The organism is Peribacillus sp. FSL P2-0133, from assembly GCF_037975445.1.
GTDB lineage: Bacteria > Bacillota > Bacilli > Bacillales > DSM-1321 > Peribacillus > Peribacillus simplex_E.
The window spans coordinates 3,374,823-3,399,540 of the sequence record NZ_CP150254.1; the positions used below are offsets into that span (position 1 = coordinate 3,374,823).

Genomic DNA, 24,718 nt, shown 5'->3' on the forward strand with positions numbered 1-24,718 from the left:
GTTTATCTTAAAGAACCTGCAAACGCCTTTTGTTGATTAAGCAACAGTTGGTATTGAAATAAAAATTCGCAAGCTTCAAGTATTCTTTTTGCTTCGAGTCCGCTTTTACCCCAAACCGTAATGCCATGATTGCGGATCAGCACGGCGCCAGAGTCTTCTTCGACATGTGGCTTGAACTTATCGGATAACAGCGGAATGTCAGCGTGATTATATATGATTGGAATCCGAAGCTCCGAATCTTCCTCCCACCGACCGGTCGCTTTAATGATTTCATGATTACAAAAGGAAACCTGGCCTTCATCTCCGTACAATTCTGATATCACATTATTTTCAACTGTATGGACATGGAGTACACAGTTCGCATTTGTTTTCCGGTAAATGACTGTATGAAGTAAAGTTTCGGCCGATGGTCTTAGGTTCGTTTCTTCAACTGGTTTTCCTTTTAAATCCACCAGTAAAAAATCCGAATCCGTTTGCTTCCTTTTATCCTTACCGCTTGCCGTAATATAAAAGAAAGGGCTTTTGGGCTCGCGGATGGACAAGTTCCCGCTTGTTCCCATAAACCAATCCCTTTCGGCCAGTTCAGCTTTAATATCTGCCAACTCCCGCCATTCTTTAGAATGATTGTTCACGCTTTAACCGCCTCCTGCCGCTTTAAAATGTCAATTACATCAAAAAATGTTTCAAATCCTTGATGTGGAATTCCTTCCCTATCGCATTTTTCAAGCAGTATGTCACGGGCTATGACAAAATCGGCCTGTTTAGCCGCTTCAAAATCCGTTACTGAATCTCCAATAACGAATTTAAAATCTTCCGCACCCGCTATTTCCCTCATAATGGATGGCTTGCAGCAACCGCAATCATTATTACATTGATCATCACAAGCATGTGGCCACTCTATATAAATCTTTTCCTTATCAAAAAATGCATGGTTGCAATAAACGGACTCTGTTGGCAAGATATCATTTAAAAGCGGTGCAATGAAAAAATCCATGCCCCCGCTTACTATATATAAAGGGATGTTGGCTTGTTTCGTATACTCAACGAATTCATAAAACCCTGGACGAATGCCGGCCGTTTTTCTTACATATTGGATGATGTCATCCTTCATGCCACTATCAAGCAGTGAAAACATATCCCCAACTCCTGAAGATATACTGATTTTTTGCTGAAGGACACCGTCTTTCAACGCTTCCCATTCCGGAGGCGCAAATTTTTTCATGATGGAAATGATATTGTCCGTGTTGGTGATCGTTCCGTCAAAATCACAAAAGATGATCGGTTTCATTATTTCTTATAAGCCTCCCCATAACACAAGAGCTTTTTTTAGTGTTTCTTCCTCAGCCGCCGCTTCTGATAGGTCCTTTCCTGCTAGAACGGCTTCCACAGCAGAACGGAAAGCCTTGGCCCCGCCCTCTGCTCCGTCAGGGTGCCCGTGAATTCCGCCCCCTGCATTAATCACGCTATCGAGCCCAAAATCCTTGATTAAGTCCGGAACCATGCCTGGATGAATGCCTGCAGAAGGAACAGGGAAGGCTTTTTTCCATGAAAGTTCATCTTTTGTCAGAGCTTCAGCAATCGCCAAGGTCTCCTTTTTTTCTAGTGCGACATTTCCATAAGGGGATGGGAACAAGGATAAATCCGCACCTGATAACCTTACTAATTTACCAAGCAATAACGGATAGCCGATCCCATAAAATGATGAAGATGCCAATGCCCCGCTATATGCGGGATGCGCCATGATCGGCAGCTTGATACGATCATGTTCACTCAAGGCCTGCAATACATCCAAACCATATGTATGAACGTTGAACAATAAAGCATCTGCCCCTGCTTCAGCCGCCTGCTCTGCCTTATCCAGTAATTCAAATGTTTTCCCTGATAGATTGACAGCATATAAAGTTCGGTGGCCAGTGGTTTCATGGACTTCATTCAATATTCTTTTTCCCGTTTTTATTCTATCGAAAAATGGAGTCAGTTCCTGGTCGAAGAGGATCTCATCATCTTTAACTAGGTCGACACCCCCTAATGCTTGTTGCCTCAGTTGCTCATTATGGAATGTCAGGTCCCTTCCTAATACACCTTTAAAGATGCTCATCACCAGGGGCCGGTTAAATACGCCAATCTTTTCCCTTATGCCTCCAATACCAAATTGCGGCCCGGGAAAAGCTTTTTGAATATCACCGACAAAATCCAGGTCGATAAGTTTTATTTCTCCGTCCAATGAAAGTTTGCCGAAGACCGTCGTGAGGATTGCAGGTAAATCAATGGAGAAATTCCCTGCCGGATAGGCAATTTTAATAAGCGAACGGTATACTTTACGATTAAAGTAGCTGTTTGCCCTCTCTTCTTCAGATAGTGGTGTCACCGATACGACGCGCCCCTTATGTTTTTCCAGTTGTTTCTGGACCAAATGTGGCAGGTCCGTCCATGTCCCGACAGTCAAACCTAAGGCGATGCTCTCTGCTTTTTTCTCATGATTTCCATTGAAGTCATGAATTAAATAAGTAGCGACTATCTCGCTCATCTGAATCACTCCTATAACACGTTAGTAAACTCTCGATGTCATTAACCTGAAATGTTCTCAAAATGGCAAAAGCCCCTTCATAAAGAAGAGGCTTTAAAAAGCCATCTTCTTATCTCCCAGCCATTGGCTGCAAGAATTAGCACCGTGCCTTGTGGATTTAAAGAAAATCCGGCGAAGAATTCCGCCCCATTTTACAATGGAATTACGGTCGGTTGCTGGGCTTCATAGGGCTAGTCCCTCCACCTGCTCAAAATAAGAAAACGCTGATATATAAATTGCATTCAAGTATCGAAAGATTAAGAATTTATTTTGTATTCTGACAGGTAATCCCTACTTTGTCAATAAGTTTTAACTATTTAACGGTGAATAAATCGGATACCTCATTCCATCGTTAAAATAAGTTTAATGTACGTATTCGTTCCACAGCCTCTTCAAGCCGTTCTTCGGAAGTCAATAGCCCTACCCTGACGTAACCTTCGCCAAATTCACCGAATCCATTCCCTGCGGCAACAGCTACGTGGGCATGCGTTAATAAATAGTCTGCAAAACTCTCTGACGTAAAACCTTTAGGTACCTTGAGCCAGGCAAAAAACGATGCCGCAGGCGCTTTGACATCCCAGCCGATTGCCCTCAATCCCTCAATGAAAACATTTCTTCGTCCTTCGTACATCTGCACTAACTGCTCTACACAGCTCTGCGAGTCAAGCAAAGCGCTTGCCGCAGCTTCTTGTATCGCCGGGAAAAGACTCACATAAAGATGGTCTTGTAATAGTTCAAGAGCTTCTATTACACTCTTATTCCCCACTGCGAAGCCGACTCTCCACCCTGCCATATTGTATGTTTTCGATAGTGTGTATATTTCTATTCCTACATCCTTCGCTCCCTTTGCCTGGAGAAAGCTTATCGGTTTTTTTCCGTCGAATCCGATCGCACCATAAGCGAAATCGTGGACCACACAAATGGAATGCTCTTTTGCGAAGGTGACGGTTTCATCAAAGAAACTTTCAGTTGCAGAAGCACCTGTGGGATTATTCGGATAGTTCAAGAACATCATTTTGGCTTTATCAAGTACTTCTTTATGTATGTCATCGTATTTCGGAAGAAAATCATTTTCTTCTGTCAAGGGCATGAGTTCGGTCTTTGCCTGGGCTAAAACAACTCCGGAAAGATAATCCGGATAGCCTGGATCTGGAACAAGGATCGTATCACCTGGATTCAATAAACACTGCGGCAGTTCTACAAGACCTGCCTTCCCCCCGAAGAGAATCGCCACTTCACTATTCGGATCTAGCTTGACACCGTATTCTCGTTCATAAAAGACGGCGGCAGCATCTTTTAAATATTGATGCCCCCGGAATGGCGAATATTTATGATTTATCGTTTTTTCAGCGGCAGACTGCAAACTTTTCACGATATGTTCTGGCGTCGGCTGATCAGGGTTTCCCTGGCCTAAATTAATGACATCATGTCCTTGCTCCGTGATCGCATTGACTTTTGCGACTAGTGAAGCAAAAAACTGCTTGGGCAGGTCCTGAAGCTGGCCGGATTTTTCGAATTGCACCATTTATACACCTTCTCTGAAATTTCTTGAAATTCTAGTCACAAATGATATATGTTTATCATAGTCTTGTAAAGTATTTTTTACATGTGGGGGTTTTAAACGATGAAGTGGAAAATAGCTTGTATTCAAATGGATATAGCCTTCGGGCAACCGGATATCAATTTTCAGGTTGCAGAACAATGGATGGAAAAAGCGGCACGCTCAGAACCCGATATCGTCATTTTACCGGAACTTTGGACAACAGGATACGACTTGACCAGGTTAAATGAGATTGCTGATCATGAGGCAGAAAAAACGATTGAATTTTTTAAAACACAGGCACAGAAACACCAGATTCACATCATAGGCGGTTCCATTGCGAAAAAAACAAGCAAGGGAATCTATAACACCATGATCATCATCGATAAACATGGAAATCTCATTAAAGAATATGATAAGCTTCACTTATTTCAGTTAATGGATGAACATCATTTCCTGCAGCCAGGAGAAAAAGATGGTTTATTTACTCTTGATGAAAAAATATGTGCTGGATTCGTTTGTTATGACATCCGTTTTCCTGAATGGCAGCGAGCCCATACCGTTCAAGGCGCCGAAGTTCTATTCGTAACGGCTGAATGGCCAAAGCCGAGACTCGATCATTGGAGAGCCTTGTTGATTAGCCGTGCCATCGAGAACCAAGCCTATGTTGTAGCCGTTAATCGTTCAGGTTCGGATGTCAATAATATATTTGCGGGTCATTCCTTGATTATTGATCCATGGGGGAATATCATAAGTGAAGCCGGAGAAGAAAACGAACTCTTGACAGGCACCCTGGACTTCAAAAAAGTTACGGAAGCCCGTAACAAAATACCTGTATTCGAAGATCGCCGCCCTGATTTTTATTAATTTACCCATTGACAAACTATTTAAAAAGTTGTTATTATTTTCCCGAAGATTAAAATTTCAGAAAACATTTACTCTTATCAAGAGCAGGCTGAGGGATAAAGGCCCTATGAAGCCCAGCAACCGACTGTAATACCATTGTGAAATGGGGCGGATTCACCGCCGGATTATAAAATCCACAGAGCACGGTGCTAATTCCACCAGAATTCATATTCTGGAAGATAAGAGGTCCGAAGCCAAAACTTCTGCCTCTTTCTATATGAAAGAGGCTTTTTTATTCTTATTTTGAATCTGGAGGGGAAAAGAATGACGCAAAACCATTCAAATTTTAAGAGATTGACAAACGAAACAGCTATAACCCTTGCAAAAAAACTTGGGTTGGTCAATGCGGATGCAAGTTTAAAATGTAAAGAAATCGGCGATGGTAACTTAAATTATGTTTTTCATATTACAGACACGCACACAAATAAAGGAATAATCATCAAACAAGCGGTCCCTTATGCCAAGGTACTTGGTGAAAGCTGGCCGCTGACATTGAAAAGGGCTGCCATTGAAGCGAATGCGCTGATTCATTTCAGAAGTTATTGCCCCGAATTCGTACCGCAAGTCTATTATTCGGATGAACAGCTTGCCATCACGGTCATGGAGGATTTATCTCACTTGAAAATCGTTAGGACAGGATTGATCGATGGCGATTCATATCCATTGCTTTCACAGCATATTGGTGAGTATGTTGCGAAGACGGCATTTTATACATCCGATTATCATTTAGAACCATCTGCGAAAAAGGAAGTGGCCCGACATTTCACGAATCCGGAACTCTGCAAAATCACTGAGGTCTTTATTTTCACGGATCCATTTTTTGAGGAACTCCCCGGAGACTTCGAGGTGGAATTGACTGATGCCGCCAAAAATATCTGGAATGATCAAGAAGTAATACTTGAGGTCGCTAAGCTGAAACAAGGCTTTGAAACCGAGCAGGAGGCATTACTTCATGGAGATTTACATACTGGAAGTATATTTGCAAGTGAAACTGAAACAAAGGTTATTGATCCGGAATTCGCTTTTTATGGGCCCGTTGGTTTTGACCTTGGTCAATACACCGCGAACCTTCTCTTCCAGGCAGTCACACGCAATGGCGCTGGAAAGGAAGAGATTTTCACACACCTTCATGAATTTTGGAATGCCTTTGAAGAAACTTATACCGAATTATGGGAAGGTCAAAATAAAAGCCCATTCCGCCATGTGAAAGGTTATCTGCCTTACTTACTGACAAAATTCAAAAAAGATGCTTTCGGTTTTGCCGGCTGTGAACTGATTCGGCGAACCATAGGCCTTTCCCATGTTGCCGATATAAACGTCATTGAAAATAAAGAAACAAGGATTGCTGCCAAAACGGCAACATTGGAAATTGGTGCATTTTTAATTAAAAACCGGGAAGAATTGGATGTTCCAGCAGTCATTGAAGCATTGAAGCAACGTACACTGCCATCTTATTCAACCATTTAAAAGGAGACCTGCACATGACTACACTAGCACCCTTACCATATTCGGTACAATGGGATGATACCCATATTACATTATTAAATCAACAAGCCCTTCCTTCCATAACTGAATTTATTGAACTTCATTCTGTTGATGATGTATTTGACAGCATTTTGACATTAAAAGTTCGCGGTGCCCCAGCAATTGGACTGACGGCAGCATTTGGTGTTGCTCTTGGTGCCAAACAGGAAACAACCGCTGAATTAGGGGATTTCAAGAGAAATGTAACGAGGCATATTGAAAAACTCGCCTCTTCACGGCCAACTGCAGTCAACCTTTTTTGGGCGTTAAGGAGGATGGAGAACACCTTGCATGCTGCGCAAAGCATTTCAGCTGCAAAGGAAGCACTTGTATCGGAGGCTAAAGCCATCTTTGCTGAAGATGAAGAAATGTGCAGGAAAATCGGGGAACATGGTTTATCCTTATTCACTAGAGGAGATTCCATTCTCACTCATTGCAACGCTGGGGGAATTGCCACAGCTCGGTATGGCACAGCCCTAGCTCCCTTCCACCTGGCTAAAGAAAGGGACTTTCCGCTAAAAGTGTTCGCATGTGAAACGAGGCCTGTCCTGCAAGGTGCGCGTTTGACGGCTTGGGAATTGATGCAAGCGGGGGTTGATGTCACCTTAATTTCAGATAATATGGCTGCACATACGATTCACCAGAAACAAATAAATGGAATTATCGTCGGGGCCGACAGGATTGCGGCCAATGGAGATACAGCCAATAAAATCGGGACATTGGGATTGGCCATATTAGCCAAGCACTTTGGCATCCCCTTTTATGTGGCCGCACCATCAAGCACATTCGACCTTTCTATCGAATCCGGCACATCCATCCCGATCGAAGAACGGAATGAAGCGGAAATCACCTTCATTCAAGGTGTAAGGATCGCTCCGGAAAACGTGAAGACTTTCAACCCAGCCTTTGACGTTACACCAAATCATCTTATTACGAGCATCATTACCGAAAACGGCATCATAATACCGGATTTCATTAAAAACATTCCACATTTTGTTAATTGATGCAGGTTCCTTATTGATGATAAAAAAACGAGAAGGATTTCGTATCCCTCTCGTTTTTTAAAGATGATCATGATTATTCTTACGAGGTCTATAATACAATAATTCAAGTGAATTCGAACATATTCACTTAATATAAGGTTGTTTTCAATAATAGATCTTATTATTTTGAAAAGAACTCCTGAAGTGCCTTTTTATTTTTAGTGTAGTCCATTTCCAAAACGGCTCCGGACTGGGGATATATTTCATCTTTAAAGCTTCCTTCCACTGGAACCCTTAAGGTTTCGACGGTGTCCGGTGTATGGAAGACGGCTTTTGGACCCATTTCCATTATTGTTTTCAGTCCAATATCTGTATCCAGGTACGAGAGTCCTTGTTCGATGATACTAGGAAGGGCTGCCATCCCTTCGAAGGATGAGATTTGATTTATGAACGCTGTTTTTATTTGGACCATTACTTCTTGTTGACGCTCTACCCTTCCAAAATCACTTTCATCGTCATGCCTAAAACGGACATATTTCAATATTTCCTCACCATGTAAAACATTTTTACCAACACTTGCTTGAATGCTCATATCATCAATGATTTCCTGATCCACATTCACCGCTACCCCCTCAGGGGCAAGTAAATCGACCATCTTCACAAATCCCTGGAAGTCGATTACCGCTACATGATCGACCTTGATATCGAAGTTCTCCTGTATGGTTTTCTTGAGCAGTTCCCTTCCACCATAATAATAAGCTGCATTTATTTTGTTATATCCTGATTTATTCCCGGGCATTTTCACATAACTATCACGCATGATGGAAGCCAGCTTCAGTTTCTCCTGCTCAGGAAAGTATTTTGCCAGGATAATCGCATCTGATCGAGATTTTTGCTCTCCCCTTGTATCAACACCAATTAACAGAAATGTTTTCACGCTTTCCTGGTCCTCTTCTTTGGTTAGTTTTTTTTCCGTACCTGCATTTCCATTTTGTTTGGGTAAAGGGGCATAGGTGCAGCCTGCCAGAATCAAGATCAATAGATATATGAAAAATCCCTTTACTTTCATTACCTCACCTCATCGGAAAATTACCCCTATTTTCTGTCTAATATTGGAATTTTATGCATTTAACGACAAAAAAGCCTGCCAACGATAATCGCTGACAGGCTTTTCGGGCATAATCATTTATTTGATTTCTTTCTTTAATACTTCTACTGCCTTTTTCACTTGTGTGTCGTTTTTAAGGATCTTCTCGCGGATGACCTGCATCAATTTCACGGTAGTATCATCTTTAATAGTCCCAGTTTCTTTAATTTTTTGTTCCTTCTGGAATGCTATGACCGCATTCGTGGTTGCTTCATCAAAGAATCCATCTATCTTTCCTGGATCATGTCCTGCTTCCTTCAGCATCTCTTCAGCTGCTTTCACTTCACTCGAAGAATCGGATGCTTTCAATTCCTTATCAGGTGAAATGTACGGAAGGCTGGCATAATCAGGAAGCTTTACATTAATATCCGGCTTGATCCCTTTTTTATGAATCCAATTGCCTTCAGGAGTCAACCATTTAGCTGCCGTATATTTGAAGTTAGATCCATCTTTAAAGGGTTTGGTGGCAGTCTGAACTGTCCCTTTCCCAAATGACTTGACACCGATCAATGGAATGTCCGCAGACTCACTGACAGCCGCTGCAACGATTTCAGAAGCACTGGCACTTCCGTCATCAATCAATACGACTACCGGGATTTTCAGTTCTCCATCATTCTCCGATTTATAGACTTCTTTTTTCCCGCTGCGATCCTCTACTTGAAGGACCACTTTCCCATTAGGTATGAACAGGCTTGCCATTTCTATTGCTTGGTCAAGAAGTCCCCCTGGGTTTCCGCGCAAATCCAATACGAGACCCTTCATATCCTTCTTCGACATTTCTTCAAGCGCCGTTTTCAGCTCTTGGACTGTATGTTCGGAAAAACTGGTCACTTGAATTTTTGCAACTCCATCATCAAGCATTTCCGCATAAACCGTTTCAATTGGAATTGTATCCCGTTTAATTGTGAGCTCAATCGGTTCCGACTCACCAGCTCTTGAGATGGATAAATCCACTTTCGTTCCCTTTTCGCCCCTTATTTTCAGGACAGCTTCAGAAGAGCTTAGTCCTTCAACGCTTTTACCGTCCACACTTAAAATGATATCATTCGGTTTTACCCCTGATTTTTCTGCTGGGGACCCTTTTATCGGTGAGACGACCATGATTTTTCCATCCTGCTCCTGAATTTCGGCACCGATTCCTTCAAAGGATGAAGAGATGCTCTCACGGAAACTCGATGCTTCCTTTTTATCCATATAAGCAGAGTAGGGATCATCCAATGATTTGATCATTCCATTAATTGCCCCGTCAACCAGCTTTTCTTCATCAACCTCTTCATAATAGTTATCTTTTATCGTATCGTATGTAGAATACAGCTTTTCAAATTCCGAATGTTTATCCGGTGCTAATGACTCTACTTTTTCATCTCCAAAGGTCAAGGCTATTGTAGTAATCCCTGCAGTTAGAAATATGACTAAGAAAATCCCCATAATGAACGTAAACTTCTTTATTTTAATGAATTTCCCTGCCTCTTTTGGCTGTTTTTGATTTTCTTCTTCCACTGAAGCCTCACCACTTTCATTCTTCATGACGATATAAACGATTTCATTCCTATTTTATCAGCTTTCATGCCAATCGAAAAATAATAGTTATCAAAAATAACAACTTATGACCATATGTATTTTTTTACCGCTTCGCAAACGTTAATATAGAGAAAGCTCCAAGGGCAACAGCCATCTCCTGACATTACAACAATAAGGATACCAAGGAATAACTGAGCCTGTATCCCGACTGTCATTCTACAGCATCACTTATTCCTGGTAACCCGCCTGACATTTACATCCGATTATCAATCCTTGATAGCTGCTTCCAATGCCACCTCAACCATTTCGTTAAAAGTTGACTGGCGCTCATCCGACGACGTTTCTTCACCGGTTAAAATGTGATCGGAAATGGTTAATACAGATAAAGCTTGGCGGCCAAATTTAGCGGCAAGCGTGTATAGGGCAGCTGATTCCATTTCTATTGCAAGTATTTGGTATTTTGCCCATTTTTCCAATTCACTATTATCGTTATAAAACTGATCGGCCGTAAATACATTACCGACCTTCAATTGCAAGCCTTTAGCCGTGCCGGCGTCATACGCTTTTCTTAGTAATTCGAAATCAGCGGTTGGGGCAAAGTCCACCCCACCGAAAGTCATGCGGTTCATTTGGGAATCGGTGGAAGCACTCATGGCAAGGATCACATCCCTGACTTTTACATCTTTTTGAATCGCTCCTGCAGTTCCCACACGAATCAGCTTCTGGACATTATAGCTATTCATCAATTCATTCACGTAAATGGAAATGGATGGAACCCCCATGCCTGTACCTTGTACAGAAATTCGTTTCCCTTTATATGTCCCTGTATATCCAAACATGTTACGAACTTCATTATAAAGTTTAGCATCCTCTAAAAATGTTTCAGCAATATATTTTGCACGCAACGGGTCCCCTGGTAGTAAGACCGTTTCCGCAATTTCATTTTCTTTTGCACCAATATGTACGCTCATACGACTATGTCCTCCTTAACTTGTGGTTGAAATGATATTCAAAAACTACTATACCATATCAACCACAAGTTAGGAAAATTGAACCTTATCCTAGAACTTGAAAAACTGGAAATCACGAAAAGACTTTTGGCACCCTTACTCTAAACCGCAAACAAAACGGCGGTGGTCCGCCGTCTTTTTTTAAATCGTTAATAAAATTAAGGGAAAGGAAGCTGCTAACCGTCTTATGACAGGTTACTCATCGACTTCTTCATCAATTATGCATTTTTCAAGAAGATATTCGAATGTGATGTCAGCAAGATCTTCAACTTCAGCTTCTGTTGGAAGATAGCCCCGTCTTATCAATTCTTGAAAAAAGAATTCCGCTATCTCTTCTGTATCAATAAAAACCTCAATTTCTCGCAAATCATCGCCCCCTTATTTAAAGGTCTATGAATGTGTAGAGACAAATATACCAGTAAGGCATCCCATAATGGAAAATCATATGAAGGGCCTATAGTCATCATGATCCATTTCTGTTCAATTTGAATGGAAGCTTCTATAGGGAATTTGGAAATTGCCCTTTAAAAAGTTTGGGATACCTTTCACTTCGTTTGCTTCTTTTTATGATCTGGATAAATTTCCTCTGCCGCTTTTTCAATTTTCGCAAGGGCAATCTTCATGATATGGCGGTATTCATCATCTCCAAAATGTTCGTAGAGCTTACAATAATCATTATATAAATCCAACAGTCCATCAATCATTTCCTTTTTTTCATTTTTTGTCATTGTCATATCTCGCTCACCTTTACCAGGGTTGTTTTGTTTAGAAATGATAGCAAGCTCATTTTTCTTTTTAGGAAGCAGCAGACCCAACTTTTTTATAATTCCATCTGCACGTTTAGCATCGGCTATCAAAGTCAGTTCTTCTTCATGCGCTTCAAGCCATTCACCATCCGAGATTCTTGATAACTCATAGATTACATCCTCCCAGGCATTTTCCTTATAGCGCCAAATTTCCGTTCGATAGCCAATAATCTTGAAATAATCCTGTTCATATCCATCCACTTGGACCAAGTCACCTAATAAATATTTATATTCAATATCGATTTGTTCTTTTGGATAAAGGATTTCTCCTTCATATTCATTTATCGATTGCAATGTTTTTTCGATATAAAGACCTTCACTATAGTTCACTTCATACACATAAGCACCATCGAGAAATTTTACATCGGTTATATTCCCGACTGTCCCATACATTGTTATTACGACTGTATCGCCTAATTTAAATTTCGGCTGTTTTTTTTTGCCCATAAGAGACATCCCCCAATATGGTCCTTATCGTTTGATTAGTAAATTATATGCACAAACAAACATGGAGGTTAATGGAAATGAGAGGGCATTTTGCTCATTTAACTAAGTAACCGGCCCATTTATTAAAGGGCACTGCAACCAAACAAAAACCGCCTCATTTAATGAGACGGTTCGTAGTGGGAATGATGAGAGTCACTTTCGTTCCTTCGTCGCGGACGCTCTCCATTTGGAATTTACCTTTTAATTCCTCCATTATCTGAATGCACGTCGCCACACCTAATCCGTTACCATCCGGTTTGGTGGTATAAAAGGGCATACCGATATTTTTTAAATCCTCGGGACTGATGCCTTTTCCATCATCACTGATCACTAATTTTACATATTGGGACATGGAAGTATGTTGCAGTTCAATCTGCCCCATTGCTTCAATGGCTTCACAAGAATTATTCAAGACATTCAAGAGAACCTGCCTTAACCGATTTCTGTCTGAATAAACAAAGACGGAGTGTGTCACCTCATTAATTATTCTTACATGATAACTCGGATTTGAAGGGGTATAGGTATCTATAATTTCTTCAAGGAAATCCTTTAAATCGAATTTCTCCCATTCCAGTTGATGCGGTTTTGCCAAATCAAGAAGTTGTGTCACGAATGCATTGACCCGATCTACTTCATGAAGCATGACATCACTATATTTTTCTATTAATGTTTTATCATGATCCTGGCTCTTCATTAATTGGAAAAAGCCCTTTATTGTCGTCAACGGGTTCCTGATTTCATGGGCGACACCGGCAGCAAGCTGGCCAACATATTTCAATTTTTCCGTACGGACGATTTCCTTCTCACGTTCTTCTATCGTTTCCATCATTCTTAGAAAGGCAAGGTTCAATTTTTCCATTTCCTCGAAGCTTCTTTTGTCGGATATGATGAATTCCTTTCCCCCTATGAAATCCTCTGTCGCTTCGACAAGTTCTTGAACTGGCCGTACGAGGGTCTTTGTTAGTAAATAGACAGCCAGAATGATAGAAACAAAAACGATGCTGTAGATTGTCAGGTACCGTGTTAATAGGTCATTCAAAGGTTGAAACACCTGTTTCTTATCAGCCCCCACAACAACAAACCATTTATTCTCCGTTTCTGCAATCGTATGGACAGGCTGGATGGAATATATTTTTTCCCCATTCTCTGCACTGTACAAATCATCCGATAATGAAGCTTCCATCAGCTTACCTTTAGTTAATCCCATTTCTTTCAAGGCAGAATCCTGCATGACGCCATGCGGGTCCTTTTTCGAAATCATGATGCCTTCTTGATTGATCATGAAAAAGTTCACTGGGTATTTATCGCTAATTTCATTAGCCTTCTTCTCCATCATCTCCCAAAGCCCTTCCAACCGGAAAGCTGGGGATACGACACCGATCATTTTCCCTGCATCATCATATACCGGCGCACTTAGAACCATTATGGGTTTTGAAAAAGTCCGGGTTTTATAAACGTCAGAAAGGAATTCATGACCTTCTATGGCCTCTTTGAACCATATTCTCTTCGAGAGGTTGTCCCCGATCATTTTATTTGATGTATCTGCAATTACATTTCCTTCCACATCCAAATGCAAGACACCGTAATAATTACCTTTTGCATCGATAAACTTTTTTAGTTCATCTGATTTCTCTTCTTTTGAATAGCCAGGATTGATGATTAACGAATTTGCACTCATAAACTTCACATCACTGATTCGTTCGTTCAAATAGTTGTATGTTTCATTTACAATATTCAGTGAACCTGCATTCAGGGCATTTTTTGCTTCCTTCTCCAGAAGGGATCGTTGTGATCCATAGGATATGATTCCCAATATCAGAAGAGGAACACTTGCAATAAGTAAAGAGTAAAGCAAAATTCGGGTTTGAAGGCTTTTAAGCATCCTTCCGATCCTCCCTATTCCTGATCTCCCAATATGAGCCCTTCTTCTATTTGGACATACTGTTCCCACGCTTGATCGAATACTGACATACTTTCGAGATAGTCTGCATTCAATTCTAAATAACTGCTCAGTTCATTATAATCAGTCGATTGTTTTGGGAAGCCATGGTCCTCATAGGCATGATTGGCAAATTTAGTGATTGCATCAATTTCCTTCGGTTGTCGAAATTTCATTAAATATAAATAAAATGGTCTCATGATGTCGAGCCCCCCTAAAATAACTATGATTTCTGCTCTAATATATCGGAAACTTTCGCTTCCGTCCACTTTTTTTAAAATCAATTTGGTTTTTTCTTCCTCATTTTAAGAAATCCACGATTTTTCAACACAAAATGCATTCGTTATATTACGGAATTACACTAAAATATCGTACTCATTCCATATTTATTACATCTTTTTAAAGAATATTTTACTTTTAACGACTTAGTTCTTCATGATTCGATAAAGGAAACGAAGTGCTTCAATCTTGTTTAACCAAATACTCAGGTCCCATAATAAATACGCTAAGCATGTTCTGTCATGCCGCTTGAAGGATGGGGGAATTTCTTCAAAACCTCATTATCCAATTTACCAGCAGGCTTTCATTTTGCAAAAGGGAAAATCCCCTTCATCTAAGATAGAAATAGTGGTTTACACTGTTCAGTCTAAAATGAGGGGATTTATTCATTTATGGAAAAGTAATACACCCTGCCACTAAAAGTCAAAGTAATTACGTTTCAACAGTCTTTTCATGTTTATTAACTCACTGTACTTCGTTTGTTTTCAAGCTGTTTCGAATCAATAACTCCAACCCCAGACCATACATAGTATTGTACCGAAGACAGTAATTAGAGCTAAGAATATAGCGCAATATAGAGTCATAAAAATTGATTTGCTATCATCAGTTTCACGAGCATGCATAAACACAACTAGTTGAACAGCTGCTTGTATGAATGCTGTCAATATAAAAATCGTCATGCCTGTTGCTTTCGACATACTGAAGAAGTAAACCAAAAGAGCTACAAACGTCAAAATCAATGAAAATACAAAACCCCATACTTGTTTAGCCGGGAATAATTCCTTCATGTTCATGTCATTCCTTTCATGTAGATAAAGGTGAAGATGAAGATCCAAACGATATCTAAGAAATGCCAGTAAAGAGAGAAAATGAAGGATTTATTGGCTGTTTCAGGTGTCAACCCACGTTTTTTCACTTGAAGGATAATGAATAACCCCCAGAAAAGTCCTAATGTAACATGTGCTCCATGTGTCCCTAATGTTGTAAAGAGCATCGATGTAAATGCACTAGTTTGCAGTGTAGCTCCTTCGCGATAATAGGTAATGAACTCAGTAATTTCAAATCCTAAGAATCCTAATCCAAGAAGGAGAGTGATTACGAAGAATGTCAACATGGCTTTTTTGTTGCCAAGTCGCATGGCATGAATTCCAAGCCCGATGACAAAACTGCTTGTTAAGAGCAAGAACGTTTCAGCAAGTACTGGAGTGATTTCAAAAATTTCTGCTCCAGTTGGACCGTTACCCGTACGATCAACTAATGTAAAATATGATGCAAAGAGTGTTGCAAAAAGCATAATTTCGGCTCCAAGGAAAATCCAGAAGCCTAAAATATTTAGACGATTTTGTTCCGTACTATATTCAAGAGGTTGCGAGTGATCTATTTCCATTTATTAACACCCCCGAATTTTGCTTCTGTCTCTTTAATTTCTTCTACAGAAATGTAATGCCCATGATCTATTTCGAATGAACGATGAGCCATGCAAACAAATATACCGATTAACCCAATAATCGCAAGAAACCATATGCTGAATACTAAAGCAAATCCAAAGACAAAGAAGATACAGGACATGATAAACGGTACGCCGCTGTTATTGGGCATATGAATTTTTTCATAGTCACCCTTGAATAATTCATGACCTTTATATTTAGCATCCCAAAACGTTTCCCTTGAGTTCACTTGTGGAATAATAGCAAAGTTATATTCTGGTACTGGATTATGAGTAGCCCATTCAAGGGAACGTGCATCCCACGGATCATCACCAACAACATCTCTTGGAGCATGGCGAATGCTATAGTAAATCGTATATACGATTAATACAAAGCTGATTGCCATAAAAGCTGCCCCGATAAACGAAATCATATTCAATGGTCCAAATCCAGTCGATTCAGAGTATGTGTATATACGACGTGCTTGACCATCTAAACCAGTGATATACATAGGGAAGAATGCTAAGCAAAAACCAATGGTTAGAAACCAGAACGCCCATTTCCCAATCCTTTCATTCAACATGAAACCAAACATTTTCGGCCAGTAGTAAGTTCCGGCACCAAGCACAGCAAATACTACACCCGGAATAATGACATTGTGGAAATGAGCTACTAAAAACATTGTATTATGGTATTGATAATCCGCCGCTGACATCGCTAGCATAACCCCGGTAACTCCACCGATTGTGAAGAGAGGTATGAAACCTATTGAATAAAGCATAGGTACGGTAAATCGGATTCTACCTTTCCACATCGTGAACAACCAGTTAAAGATCTTGATTCCAGTCGGAATAGCAATTACCATCGTTGTAATCGAGAAAATACTATTAACATATGCTGCTTGCCCCATTGTAAAGAAATGGTGCGTCCAAACGAAGAATGAATATATAGAGATAAATACCATTGAAGCAACCATTGATCGATAGCCATATAGGTTACGTCGTGAAAAGGTTGGGATAATCTCACTAAAAAGACCAAATGCAGGCAAGATTAAGATATATACTTCAGGATGTCCCCAAACCCAGAACAGGTTAGCCCAAAGCATATCCATACCGCCATCAGTCATTGTGAAAAACTTGGTTGCGAATAGTCGATCCATTGTTCCCATGATCAGCGCCACTGTTAATACAGGGAATGCGAAAATGATAATAATGCTTGTGACTAAAGCAGACCATGTAAACATTGGCATTTTCATTAATGTCATACCGGGTGCTCTCATTTTAAGAATAGTCGTCAAAAAGTTAATCCCCGTCATTAATGTACCTATTCCGGCTATCTGAATACCAATCATATAATAATTCGTTCCAACATGCGGACTAAATTCATTACCTGCAAGCGGGAAATAAGATGACCACCCTGCATCAGGCGAACCACCAATTACGAAAGAGATGTTGAATAGCATCGCACCCATAAAAAATAACCAGAAACTTATGGCATTTAGACGTGGGAATGCTACATCTCGGGCTCCAATTTGTAATGGCACTACGAAATTCATTAAGGCCATAATGTACGGCATCGCCATAAAGAGAATCATCACAACCCCGTGTGTTGAAAAAATTTCATTATAGTGCTGTGAATCTAATAACTTATTATCCGGTACGGCAAGTTGCGCACGCATCATCACAGCATCTACCCCACCACGAAACAGCATCAACAAAGCAGATATTAAATACATAATACCTATTCTTTTATGATCGACTGTTGTTAGCCAGCCACTCCATAAATAAAACCATTTTTTAAAGTGGGTTATACCAACAATGATCAAGAGAACAGTAACACCAATGGCCACCATTGATGAGTAAATGACGGGACTAGGATTAGGTATAAGAAATCTAGAGAAAAAACCCATACTTTTGTGTTTCCTTTCTGAACATATTTTACTTGAGATAGACTAAGAAATTATTCATGATTGTGTGCTGATTTTTCCTTACTATTACTTGAATTATGATCATGCTCCATATGTTCACCTTTTGAATTCGCGTTAGATCCACTTGAGCCATGATGTCCAGCATTTTCACCTTCTGGAGCTGGTGAGAAGTCTAAATGAGTTCCAGTAAACGTTAACTGTCCCTCATGACCTGGTTTTAATAATTCATTGAATCTTACTTCAGTAATAGGTTTCGCAGTTTCTTTAACTTCCTTTACCCATTCATCAAACTTATCTTGAGACATCGCTTCGACGTGGAACGTATTTTCAGCGAACCCTTTCCCACTAAAGTTTGCATTTCGTCCCATCATTTCCCCTGACTCGTCCGCTGCTAAGTGTAATGTGGTCACCATGTTAGACATGGCATATTTTTGACCGCCAAGCTGTGGAATCCAGAAACTCGTGATAGGCCCGAATGAATAAAGTTTAAATTCAAGTGGTCTATTTGTTGGAATATACAAGTAGTTTACTGTCTCGATATCGTTTTCTGGATAACTAAAATGCCACTTCCAGTCAGATGACGAAGCGTAAATAACTAATGGATCTTGACCTTTGTACCCTTCCGGAGTGGCTTCCACTTTATTGTTGGAAATTACAGAAACAACAGAGAAGAAAATGACGATTAAAATTGGCACCCCAACAATAATCGATTCAACAACATGATTCCCTTCAATGTAGGGTGGTTCATAATCTTTAGGTAGTTTAGAGTCACGGTATTTCGTTAACACAAAGACTAAAATGGCACAAACAACAATAACAATAACCGCCATGATCGCAATTGATAGCCAAATCACATTGGCTTGCGTTTGGGCTTGAGGTCCTTTAGGATCTAAGACCGCTAATGATTCACAGCCAGAAAGCACATTGACTATGGTAGAAAGAATAGCTAATAAAACCCATTTTATTTTCATATAAGTATCCTTTCTTTTAAGATTTTATTTCTAAGTTATCCACAAAAAATGAAGTTATCCCAAAAAATGTTTATTGAGAATGGTAATTTCTCACAATCACATTCATAGGCGGGATGAATATGTATGAATTCATTTTGCAGAAAGATCCATCTTGAGGATCTTCAGCCGTCATTTTAGCTAATAGGCTGTATACAATATAGGTTCCAATAGCTGCTAAAATAAAGGAAAGGACAATTGAAGGGCCTGTTATTTATATACCAATGGCCGATCCAAGAAAAAATCCAGTACCAATCGTGCAGCCAACACCTATTAAGGACAATTGCCACCATTTTAAATTTTCATCTTCACTCACTCCCTTTACTTTGACCACTATGAATAAAAATATCCATGCAGTATCTCCTCACATATTCAAATTCCTTTTCAAAGCAAATAGGTATTTAGATTACCTGTTTCTCTGAACATTCGCTGGAACTATTGGAGTTTAAACATCCTGATTATGGGTGGCCAATTAACGGCTCATCGATTTTATCAAGATTTTGGTTTCCAAATGTTCCTCTTTGGCTCTTTGCAGCTGGATACGCCATTCTCACGATTATTGTCGTTTTAACCGGCAATGAGGGTTTTGATAAAGTAGAGAATTTACTGGCCGTTATCAAAACGGCGGCTATTGTTATATTTATTATTCTTGCAGCGGCTGCCGTGTTCGGATGGATTCACGGGGATGTAAAACATGCTGGTTTTCCTAATTCAGTCAATGAACTATTTCCCGAAGGTTGGAAAGGTTTTTGGTCTTCCTTAATCTATGCCTTTACGCTTATGGAGGAATAGAAGTAATTGGACTTATGGCCATGAGACTTAAAAAAGAAAGAAAATGCTCCCAAAGCGGGAATCATAATGTTAATAGTACTAGTGGTGATTTATATCATTTCACTCGGACTTGCAGTTTATATGACTGCACATGGGGAGTTTAATGAAAAGGAAAGTCCTTTTGTAACGGCACTAGATAAATATCATTTTTCTTTTTTCCACATGTATTTAATGCAACTATTATCTTAGCTGGTTTTTCAACGATGACCGTTTCATTATTTCAGGTAACAACACTCCTTGTGACCATCGCAGATGGCGGTGATGCTCAAGCTTTGTTCTCGAAAAAGCTAAAAAAGTTTAAGGAACTCCCTCTTCCTTCATTAAATTTACGAGTACATTACGACAGCCGCAAGTATCTTAATTTTGTTCAATTGGTCTTTCATTATTATTTCTGCTCTTCGTATTTTGAAAATAAAAATTAGTTGTTTTAACAGTGCTTTTCATCTACCCTAATACCCATTGAAGAAATTTCAAAAGACCTCTCCAAAAGAGGCTTCCAAAATAATATATCTAAATTTACCGCTTGCTTCCTTCGGAATTCCGCGTCACCACGGAAAGCAACCGCTACTAATGCCTTCACCGTTCGAGTTGTACACCCTATAGACCGCACCGCCGGGCACACAGAAAAACCTCACCAAAAAAAGTAGATGAGGCAACTTCTAATTATTTTGTTATTTCCCAAAATCAAAATAATTCCACTTTAACACCCGCTTCATCTTCAATAACTCGTCATACGTCGTCTGTTTCCCTAACTGTTTCGAATCAATTAAAAATAGCTGATCTTCAATTTCTTTTACAATTTCATCACTCTGAAAAAGAGCTTTACAATTCTCGCAATGGGAAGATGGAGTTTCAGTAATTTCAACGGCTCGCGTCCCATCTGGTAATTCCCAATAGACCGTACCAGTTACCGATGAAAGTTTTCCTATCTCACACCATGGACAAGTTTCCATGCTATTCATCCCCTTTTGGAGTACTCTTCTTTTGTTGTGCCTGGAATTTCTTTTCTTTTAATTGATCTCGCTTTTCACGTTGATTTTTTAAAGAAGCATGCTCCGGGTTGGTAACGTAATTTTCACGGCGATTCATTCGCTTCAGCCCTTCAGGCACTAAATTGAATTGCTTGTCGTTCATCAAACCAGCTATTCCTATATCTGACCGTTTTTCTTCCATATCAGGATATATCCCTTTGAAATAATCATCAGCAAGTCCTGGTGCGTAATTCTCAGGTTCGGGATATGTTGTAATCACTCCTTCAAAATTACGAAGTACTGTTTTTGTCGGTGATTGTGAAAGAATATAATTCGGTTGCAGTGTGATTTTCCCGCCACCCCCTGGTGCATCTACAACAAATGTCGGTACAGCATACCCGGATGTATGGCCTCGCAGCCCCTCGATGATTTCAATCCCTTTTGAAATGGGAGCCCTGAAATGACCGATGCCTTCCGAGAGATCGCACTGATAAATATAGTAAGGGCGGACACGGATCTTAACGAGATCATGCATCAGCTTTTTCATGATTGCGACACTGTCATTTATCCCCGCTAAAATAACTGCCTGGTTGCCCACAGGTACACCTGCATCGGTAAGCATCTCACATGCTTTCTTTGACTCCTCGGTAATTTCTATCGAGGTATTGAAATGAGTATTCAGCCAAACTGGATGATATTTTTTTAAAATGGCACATAAATTTTCAGTGATTCTTTGAGGAAAAACAACCGGAGCCCGCGTACCTATCCTGATTATTTCAACATGAGGAATTTCCCTTAAGTTTTTGAGGATATATTCAAGGATCGTGTCATTGATCAATAATCCGTCCCCGCCGGAAATAAGGACATCCCGAACTGCCGGCGTGTCACGTATATAACCGATTGCTGCGTCCAATTGTTTTTTTGGCACGCCCATGCCAATTTGGCCTGAAAAGCGTCTTCGCGTACAATAACGGCAGTACATGGAGCATTGATTCGTCACCAAAAAAAGAACGCGATCCGGATATCTATGGGTCAGTCCCGGTACAGGGGAGTCCTCATCCTCATGAAGGGGGTCTTCCATGTCATATTTGGTTTTATGCATTTCTTCCGAGATTGGGACCGATTGCATTCTGATTGGACACCTTGGGTCATCTTTATTCATTAAAGAAGCATAGTAAGGGGTGATATTCAATGGAATGGTTTTTGTGGAAATCCTCACACCTTCCTCTTCATCGGGAGTCAGGTTTATCACTTTTTTCAAATCATCAACAGTTCGGATCGTATTCGTAAGCTGCCAAAGCCAGTTGTTCCATTGTTCTTCGGTTACATCTTTCCATAGCTCTATATCTTTCCAGTTGCGATCTGGCTTATATAAGTCAAATAACATGGTTATACCTCCTGAGTTATGATAGTAGTATTAAATGCAAGAAGGGTGCCAAAATGACCTAAAAATTCGAGTGCCCATAAAAAAAACCGGACTGCTGGCTGCATCCGGATTTTTTCATTCAAATATGTTTTTTTATTTTATATTGCAAGGTCTGTCTTGGAATTTGCAATAGCTTCGATGCCTGGAAAACGTTACCCTTCGTTTGTAGAAGGGCCTCGGTAATCAATTTTGTTTCCATCTCAATCATGGCCTCACGAAGCGGAAGTATTTTTTCTGATGGGGTGGGCTTTTTTAAAAATTGGGGCAAATCTTCAAGATTCAAAACATCATTCTCCGTATGGTTCATCATGAATTCTATCGTATGTTTAAGCTCCCTGACGTTTCCAGGCCAATGATATTTCCGAAAAAAAACCTTAGTCTTCTCATCCATGCCTTTTATCGACAGTCCTAATTTACTGTTAAATATTGATATGAAATGTTCAGAAAGAAGCTCTATATCATCAATCCGCTCCCTTAACGGAGGCAGCTCGTAGCTCAATACGTTCAATCGGTAAAATAAATCCGGCCTTAGCCTGTTTTCCGATACCGCCTTTTTCGGATCTATATTCATCGCTGCCATGATCCTGACATCCACCTGTACACTCTTTGTGCCGCCTATCCTCCTGATGAACCCATCTTCAAGTACACGCAGAAGCTTTGCCTGCAAGTCAATCGGCATCGATTGCAATTCATCCAAAAACAAGGTTCCGCCGTTGGCTAATTCAAACAATCCCTGACGTTCCACAGCACCAGTGTAGCTTCCTTTTGCCGTACCGAATAGAAGCGATTCCAATAAACTTTCTGGTAGGGCAGCACAATTTTGCGCGATGAAAGGTTCTTTACCTCGGCTCGAATCCTGGTGGATGCTTTGAACAAAAAGCTCTTTTCCTACACCGCTTTCCCCATAAACCAATACCGATGAGGAGGAGCGGGCAGCCTTTTTCCCTTGTGATATCAAACCTTTAAACTCACTATCATTTGTCAGGATTTCCGTGAAAGAATATAATCCGCCGTTCTCAGGCTTTTTCCTTTCAGGACTTTTGATCGTCTTGAGCGAGCTTTCCAGATCAGCTAACCTTTCAGATAATTGCTTCAAGCTTGAATAATCCTTGGCAATTTCTATTGCACCTATCATAAACCCATCAACATATATGGGAAGTGTCGTATTTAGCGTCTCAATGATTCGCCCATGTGCATTTACATACGATTGACTATAGTTGTAGATTGGTTTTTCAGATTTAATGACCCGGAGTAAGGTTGATGATTTATGATTCAAAGATGGAAAGGCTTCAAGCAACGGTTTCCCAAGCACCTCACTTCTTTTCATCCCATCATGATTGGCCGCCACTCCGTTGTAAAAGATGGTCTGTCCTTTTGGATCTATCACATGAATGCCTTCATCAATGGTTTCTAATATCGCTTCCAACACTTCACTTGTATTAAAAAATTCACTTGGCAAGATATCCCTCCTCAAGACCTTCTTGCTAAATGTATATGAGGAAATGCCAAAAACTTGTCATCAACCGCCTAAAAATGAGCATTCAAGTTAAATTTTTCACCCAAAGATTCATATCTTCCAGTTTATCAAAGATATAACAATTATTGGCCAAACGTCCGCGGTACGAGTAACCATGCTGATGCAATGCAGCATTCATGCCGAATGAGAGCGACCGGGCAATCGAATAGATACAATAAATGCCCTGTGAAATAAGATAGTCTTCAAGCGAGGAAATCAAGTGTTTCATCAAGCCGTACTGCCGATGTTCTGGCATTGTCGCACAATCGGTTATTTCTGCATTATGGTAAAAGGAATTAATTTCTGCGGAAGCAGCACTGACGATCCTCTCTTCATGGACATAAATATAAAAAACCGTTCCCATTTCCATGCACTTTTTCACATATACCGGATCATTCATCGGTGTGGGATACACTTCGAAAACCTTACCATACAATTGGGCCAGCTGAAGTGCATCGGTAACTTCTGCTTTACGGCCTTGATAGGCTGACGGCGGATCATCTAGTCCGGATTTTGTCGGCAGTCTCTGAACATCGTTAAGGATTTGATCTTCCTTCTCCCATTCTGCACTGTTGCGCCTTTCATTCCGGTTATATTTAACAAGGAAGAAACAATCGCTTCCCAAGAAGAATTTATCGATGCTTCCTTCATATAGAAAGCCTTGAGAAAGCAATGCCATAACGTTTTCCCTGCGTGACTTGAAGATGATTTTTTCTGCTGATATGCCTTTAGCCACCTTCAAAGATTCCTCCACGCAATCTTGAAAATGACCTAGATAATCATCAACCCTGATTCGCTTATTAAAATGATCGATCGTAATATGTATGGTGCATCTTGGCTTTTGAATTCTTTTTTCAATGATTCCAGCCTCCATTTGTCCGCTCCTTTCACTTCTTCGAAAATGTG

The 24,718-nt window shown here is 40.3% G+C and carries 22 protein-coding genes, 2 pseudogenes and 2 riboswitches; of the genes and pseudogenes, 4 read left to right on the forward strand and 20 right to left on the reverse strand.

What is annotated here, in order from left to right:
* Positions 1–2: 2 nt before the first annotated feature.
* From MKY17_RS16120 to MKY17_RS16135, 4 genes are all read right to left on the reverse strand, one after another.
* The gene (locus MKY17_RS16120) at positions 3–632 is read right to left on the reverse strand and encodes a methylthioribulose 1-phosphate dehydratase (protein WP_098369354.1); all 630 of its coding nucleotides are present in this window, start codon (positions 630–632) and stop codon (positions 3–5) included.
* On the reverse strand, positions 629–1,288 hold the full coding sequence (locus MKY17_RS16125; RefSeq protein WP_098369353.1) for a 2-hydroxy-3-keto-5-methylthiopentenyl-1-phosphate phosphatase: 660 nt from the start codon (positions 1,286–1,288) through the stop codon (positions 629–631). Before MKY17_RS16125 ends, MKY17_RS16120 begins: the two co-directional genes overlap by 4 nt.
* 6 nt (positions 1,289–1,294) lie before the next feature.
* The gene (gene mtnW / locus MKY17_RS16130; protein WP_076366072.1) at positions 1,295–2,527 is read right to left on the reverse strand and encodes a 2,3-diketo-5-methylthiopentyl-1-phosphate enolase; all 1,233 of its coding nucleotides are present in this window, start codon (positions 2,525–2,527) and stop codon (positions 1,295–1,297) included.
* Positions 2,528–2,633: 106 nt separating this feature from the next.
* Positions 2,634–2,786: riboswitch (SAM riboswitch) on the reverse strand.
* Between the two features lie 132 nt (positions 2,787–2,918).
* Complete coding sequence (locus MKY17_RS16135; protein WP_098369352.1) at positions 2,919–4,091, reverse strand: pyridoxal phosphate-dependent aminotransferase; 1,173 nt, start codon at positions 4,089–4,091, stop codon at positions 2,919–2,921.
* A 99-nt stretch (positions 4,092–4,190) separates the two neighbouring features.
* Here MKY17_RS16135 and MKY17_RS16140 point away from each other — a divergent pair, with 99 nt between their 5' ends.
* The 3 genes from MKY17_RS16140 to mtnA all read left to right on the forward strand — a co-directional run bounded on the left by MKY17_RS16140 (position 4,191) and on the right by mtnA (position 7,540).
* Positions 4,191–4,973: a carbon-nitrogen family hydrolase gene (locus MKY17_RS16140; protein ID WP_098369351.1), complete on the forward strand. Its 783-nt coding sequence runs from the start codon at positions 4,191–4,193 to the stop codon at positions 4,971–4,973.
* 71 nt (positions 4,974–5,044) lie between these two features.
* Positions 5,045–5,198, forward strand: a riboswitch (SAM riboswitch).
* A 78-nt stretch (positions 5,199–5,276) separates the two neighbouring features.
* Positions 5,277–6,479 carry an S-methyl-5-thioribose kinase gene (gene mtnK, locus MKY17_RS16145; protein WP_098369350.1) on the forward strand — a complete coding sequence of 401 codons (1,203 nt, stop codon included), beginning with the start codon at positions 5,277–5,279 and terminating at the stop codon, positions 6,477–6,479.
* 14 nt (positions 6,480–6,493) lie between these two features.
* The gene (gene mtnA / locus MKY17_RS16150) at positions 6,494–7,540 is read left to right on the forward strand and encodes an S-methyl-5-thioribose-1-phosphate isomerase (RefSeq protein WP_098369349.1); all 1,047 of its coding nucleotides are present in this window, start codon (positions 6,494–6,496) and stop codon (positions 7,538–7,540) included.
* A 160-nt stretch (positions 7,541–7,700) separates the two neighbouring features.
* Here the strand turns inward: mtnA and MKY17_RS16155 are convergent, their stop codons facing one another.
* The 12 genes and pseudogenes from MKY17_RS16155 to MKY17_RS16210 all read right to left on the reverse strand — a co-directional run.
* Positions 7,701–8,588, reverse strand: coding sequence for an LCP family protein (locus MKY17_RS16155; RefSeq protein WP_098369348.1), 888 nt, complete (start codon positions 8,586–8,588; stop codon positions 7,701–7,703).
* A 117-nt stretch (positions 8,589–8,705) separates the two neighbouring features.
* Complete coding sequence (locus MKY17_RS16160; RefSeq protein WP_339200160.1) at positions 8,706–10,166, reverse strand: S41 family peptidase; 1,461 nt, start codon at positions 10,164–10,166, stop codon at positions 8,706–8,708.
* 287 nt (positions 10,167–10,453) lie between these two features.
* Positions 10,454–11,158 (reverse strand): purine-nucleoside phosphorylase, encoded by a 705-nt coding sequence (deoD, locus tag MKY17_RS16165; protein ID WP_098369346.1) that lies wholly within the window; start codon positions 11,156–11,158, stop codon positions 10,454–10,456.
* A 234-nt stretch (positions 11,159–11,392) separates the two neighbouring features.
* Positions 11,393–11,563, reverse strand: a complete 171-nt coding sequence (locus MKY17_RS16170; protein ID WP_064505166.1) for a YozD family protein — start codon at positions 11,561–11,563, stop codon at positions 11,393–11,395.
* 179 nt (positions 11,564–11,742) lie between these two features.
* Positions 11,743–12,450, reverse strand: coding sequence for a hypothetical protein (locus tag MKY17_RS16175; RefSeq protein ID WP_098369345.1), 708 nt, complete (start codon positions 12,448–12,450; stop codon positions 11,743–11,745).
* A gap of 154 nt (positions 12,451–12,604) precedes the next feature.
* Positions 12,605–14,371, reverse strand: a complete 1,767-nt coding sequence (locus MKY17_RS16180) for an ATP-binding protein (protein WP_098369344.1) — start codon at positions 14,369–14,371, stop codon at positions 12,605–12,607.
* A gap of 14 nt (positions 14,372–14,385) precedes the next feature.
* A complete protein-coding gene (locus tag MKY17_RS16185) occupies positions 14,386–14,628 on the reverse strand; it encodes a YozE family protein (protein WP_098369618.1) in 243 nt (80 codons plus the stop codon).
* Between the two features lie 579 nt (positions 14,629–15,207).
* The gene (gene qoxD / locus MKY17_RS16190) at positions 15,208–15,495 is read right to left on the reverse strand and encodes a cytochrome aa3 quinol oxidase subunit IV (protein WP_098369343.1); all 288 of its coding nucleotides are present in this window, start codon (positions 15,493–15,495) and stop codon (positions 15,208–15,210) included.
* A 2-nt stretch (positions 15,496–15,497) separates the two neighbouring features.
* Positions 15,498–16,094 (reverse strand): cytochrome aa3 quinol oxidase subunit III, encoded by a 597-nt coding sequence (gene qoxC / locus MKY17_RS16195; RefSeq protein ID WP_098369342.1) that lies wholly within the window; start codon positions 16,092–16,094, stop codon positions 15,498–15,500.
* Complete coding sequence (gene qoxB, locus MKY17_RS16200; RefSeq protein ID WP_098369341.1) at positions 16,085–18,043, reverse strand: cytochrome aa3 quinol oxidase subunit I; 1,959 nt, start codon at positions 18,041–18,043, stop codon at positions 16,085–16,087. Before qoxB ends, qoxC begins: the two co-directional genes overlap by 10 nt.
* A 50-nt stretch (positions 18,044–18,093) precedes the next feature.
* Positions 18,094–19,032: a cytochrome aa3 quinol oxidase subunit II gene (qoxA, locus tag MKY17_RS16205; protein WP_098369340.1), complete on the reverse strand. Its 939-nt coding sequence runs from the start codon at positions 19,030–19,032 to the stop codon at positions 18,094–18,096.
* A 139-nt stretch (positions 19,033–19,171) separates the two neighbouring features.
* Positions 19,172–19,421, reverse strand: a pseudogene (locus tag MKY17_RS16210) (amino acid permease); the annotation flags it as partial.
* A 77-nt stretch (positions 19,422–19,498) separates the two neighbouring features.
* Here MKY17_RS16210 and MKY17_RS16215 point away from each other — a divergent pair.
* Positions 19,499–20,313 (forward strand): annotated as a pseudogene (locus MKY17_RS16215) (amino acid permease); the annotation flags it as partial.
* Between the two features lie 257 nt (positions 20,314–20,570).
* Here MKY17_RS16215 and MKY17_RS16220 read toward each other — a convergent pair.
* The 4 genes from MKY17_RS16220 to ablB form a co-directional block, all read right to left on the reverse strand.
* Positions 20,571–20,852, reverse strand: a complete 282-nt coding sequence (locus MKY17_RS16220) for a YokU family protein (RefSeq protein WP_098369339.1) — start codon at positions 20,850–20,852, stop codon at positions 20,571–20,573.
* Between the two features lies 1 nt (position 20,853).
* The gene (gene ablA, locus MKY17_RS16225; RefSeq protein WP_098369338.1) at positions 20,854–22,257 is read right to left on the reverse strand and encodes a lysine 2,3-aminomutase; all 1,404 of its coding nucleotides are present in this window, start codon (positions 22,255–22,257) and stop codon (positions 20,854–20,856) included.
* Positions 22,258–22,375: 118 nt separating this feature from the next.
* Positions 22,376–23,755, reverse strand: a complete 1,380-nt coding sequence (locus MKY17_RS16230) for a sigma 54-interacting transcriptional regulator (RefSeq protein WP_098369337.1) — start codon at positions 23,753–23,755, stop codon at positions 22,376–22,378.
* Positions 23,756–23,837: 82 nt separating this feature from the next.
* Positions 23,838–24,686, reverse strand: a complete 849-nt coding sequence (gene ablB / locus MKY17_RS16235; protein ID WP_098369336.1) for a putative beta-lysine N-acetyltransferase — start codon at positions 24,684–24,686, stop codon at positions 23,838–23,840.
* Positions 24,687–24,718: the final 32 nt, after the last annotated feature.

Excerpts from the sequence above, each read along its gene's own strand:
- qoxA (WP_098369340.1), bottom strand. The coding sequence starts at position 19,032 with ATGAAAATAAAATGGGTTTTATTAGCTATTCTTTCTACCATAGTCAAT.
- MKY17_RS16155 (WP_098369348.1), bottom strand. The coding sequence starts at position 8,588 with ATGAAAGTAAAGGGATTTTTCATATATCTATTGATCTTGATTCTGGCA.
- qoxD (WP_098369343.1), bottom strand. The coding sequence starts at position 15,495 with ATGAAGGAATTATTCCCGGCTAAACAAGTATGGGGTTTTGTATTTTCA.
- MKY17_RS16140 (WP_098369351.1), top strand. The coding sequence starts at position 4,191 with ATGAAGTGGAAAATAGCTTGTATTCAAATGGATATAGCCTTCGGGCAA.
- mtnW (WP_076366072.1), bottom strand. The coding sequence starts at position 2,527 with ATGAGCGAGATAGTCGCTACTTATTTAATTCATGACTTCAATGGAAAT.
- MKY17_RS16185 (WP_098369618.1), bottom strand. The coding sequence starts at position 14,628 with ATGAGACCATTTTATTTATATTTAATGAAATTTCGACAACCGAAGGAA.
- qoxC (WP_098369342.1), bottom strand. The coding sequence starts at position 16,094 with ATGGAAATAGATCACTCGCAACCTCTTGAATATAGTACGGAACAAAAT.
- qoxB (WP_098369341.1), bottom strand. The coding sequence starts at position 18,043 with ATGGGTTTTTTCTCTAGATTTCTTATACCTAATCCTAGTCCCGTCATT.
- ablB (WP_098369336.1), bottom strand. The coding sequence starts at position 24,686 with ATGGAGGCTGGAATCATTGAAAAAAGAATTCAAAAGCCAAGATGCACC.
- mtnK (WP_098369350.1), top strand. The coding sequence starts at position 5,277 with ATGACGCAAAACCATTCAAATTTTAAGAGATTGACAAACGAAACAGCT.
- MKY17_RS16180 (WP_098369344.1), bottom strand. The coding sequence starts at position 14,371 with ATGCTTAAAAGCCTTCAAACCCGAATTTTGCTTTACTCTTTACTTATT.
- deoD (WP_098369346.1), bottom strand. The coding sequence starts at position 11,158 with ATGAGCGTACATATTGGTGCAAAAGAAAATGAAATTGCGGAAACGGTC.
- MKY17_RS16135 (WP_098369352.1), bottom strand. The coding sequence starts at position 4,091 with ATGGTGCAATTCGAAAAATCCGGCCAGCTTCAGGACCTGCCCAAGCAG.
- ablA (WP_098369338.1), bottom strand. The coding sequence starts at position 22,257 with ATGTTATTTGACTTATATAAGCCAGATCGCAACTGGAAAGATATAGAG.
- MKY17_RS16125 (WP_098369353.1), bottom strand. The coding sequence starts at position 1,288 with ATGAAACCGATCATCTTTTGTGATTTTGACGGAACGATCACCAACACG.
- mtnA (WP_098369349.1), top strand. The coding sequence starts at position 6,494 with ATGACTACACTAGCACCCTTACCATATTCGGTACAATGGGATGATACC.
- MKY17_RS16220 (WP_098369339.1), bottom strand. The coding sequence starts at position 20,852 with ATGGAAACTTGTCCATGGTGTGAGATAGGAAAACTTTCATCGGTAACT.
- MKY17_RS16175 (WP_098369345.1), bottom strand. The coding sequence starts at position 12,450 with ATGGGCAAAAAAAAACAGCCGAAATTTAAATTAGGCGATACAGTCGTA.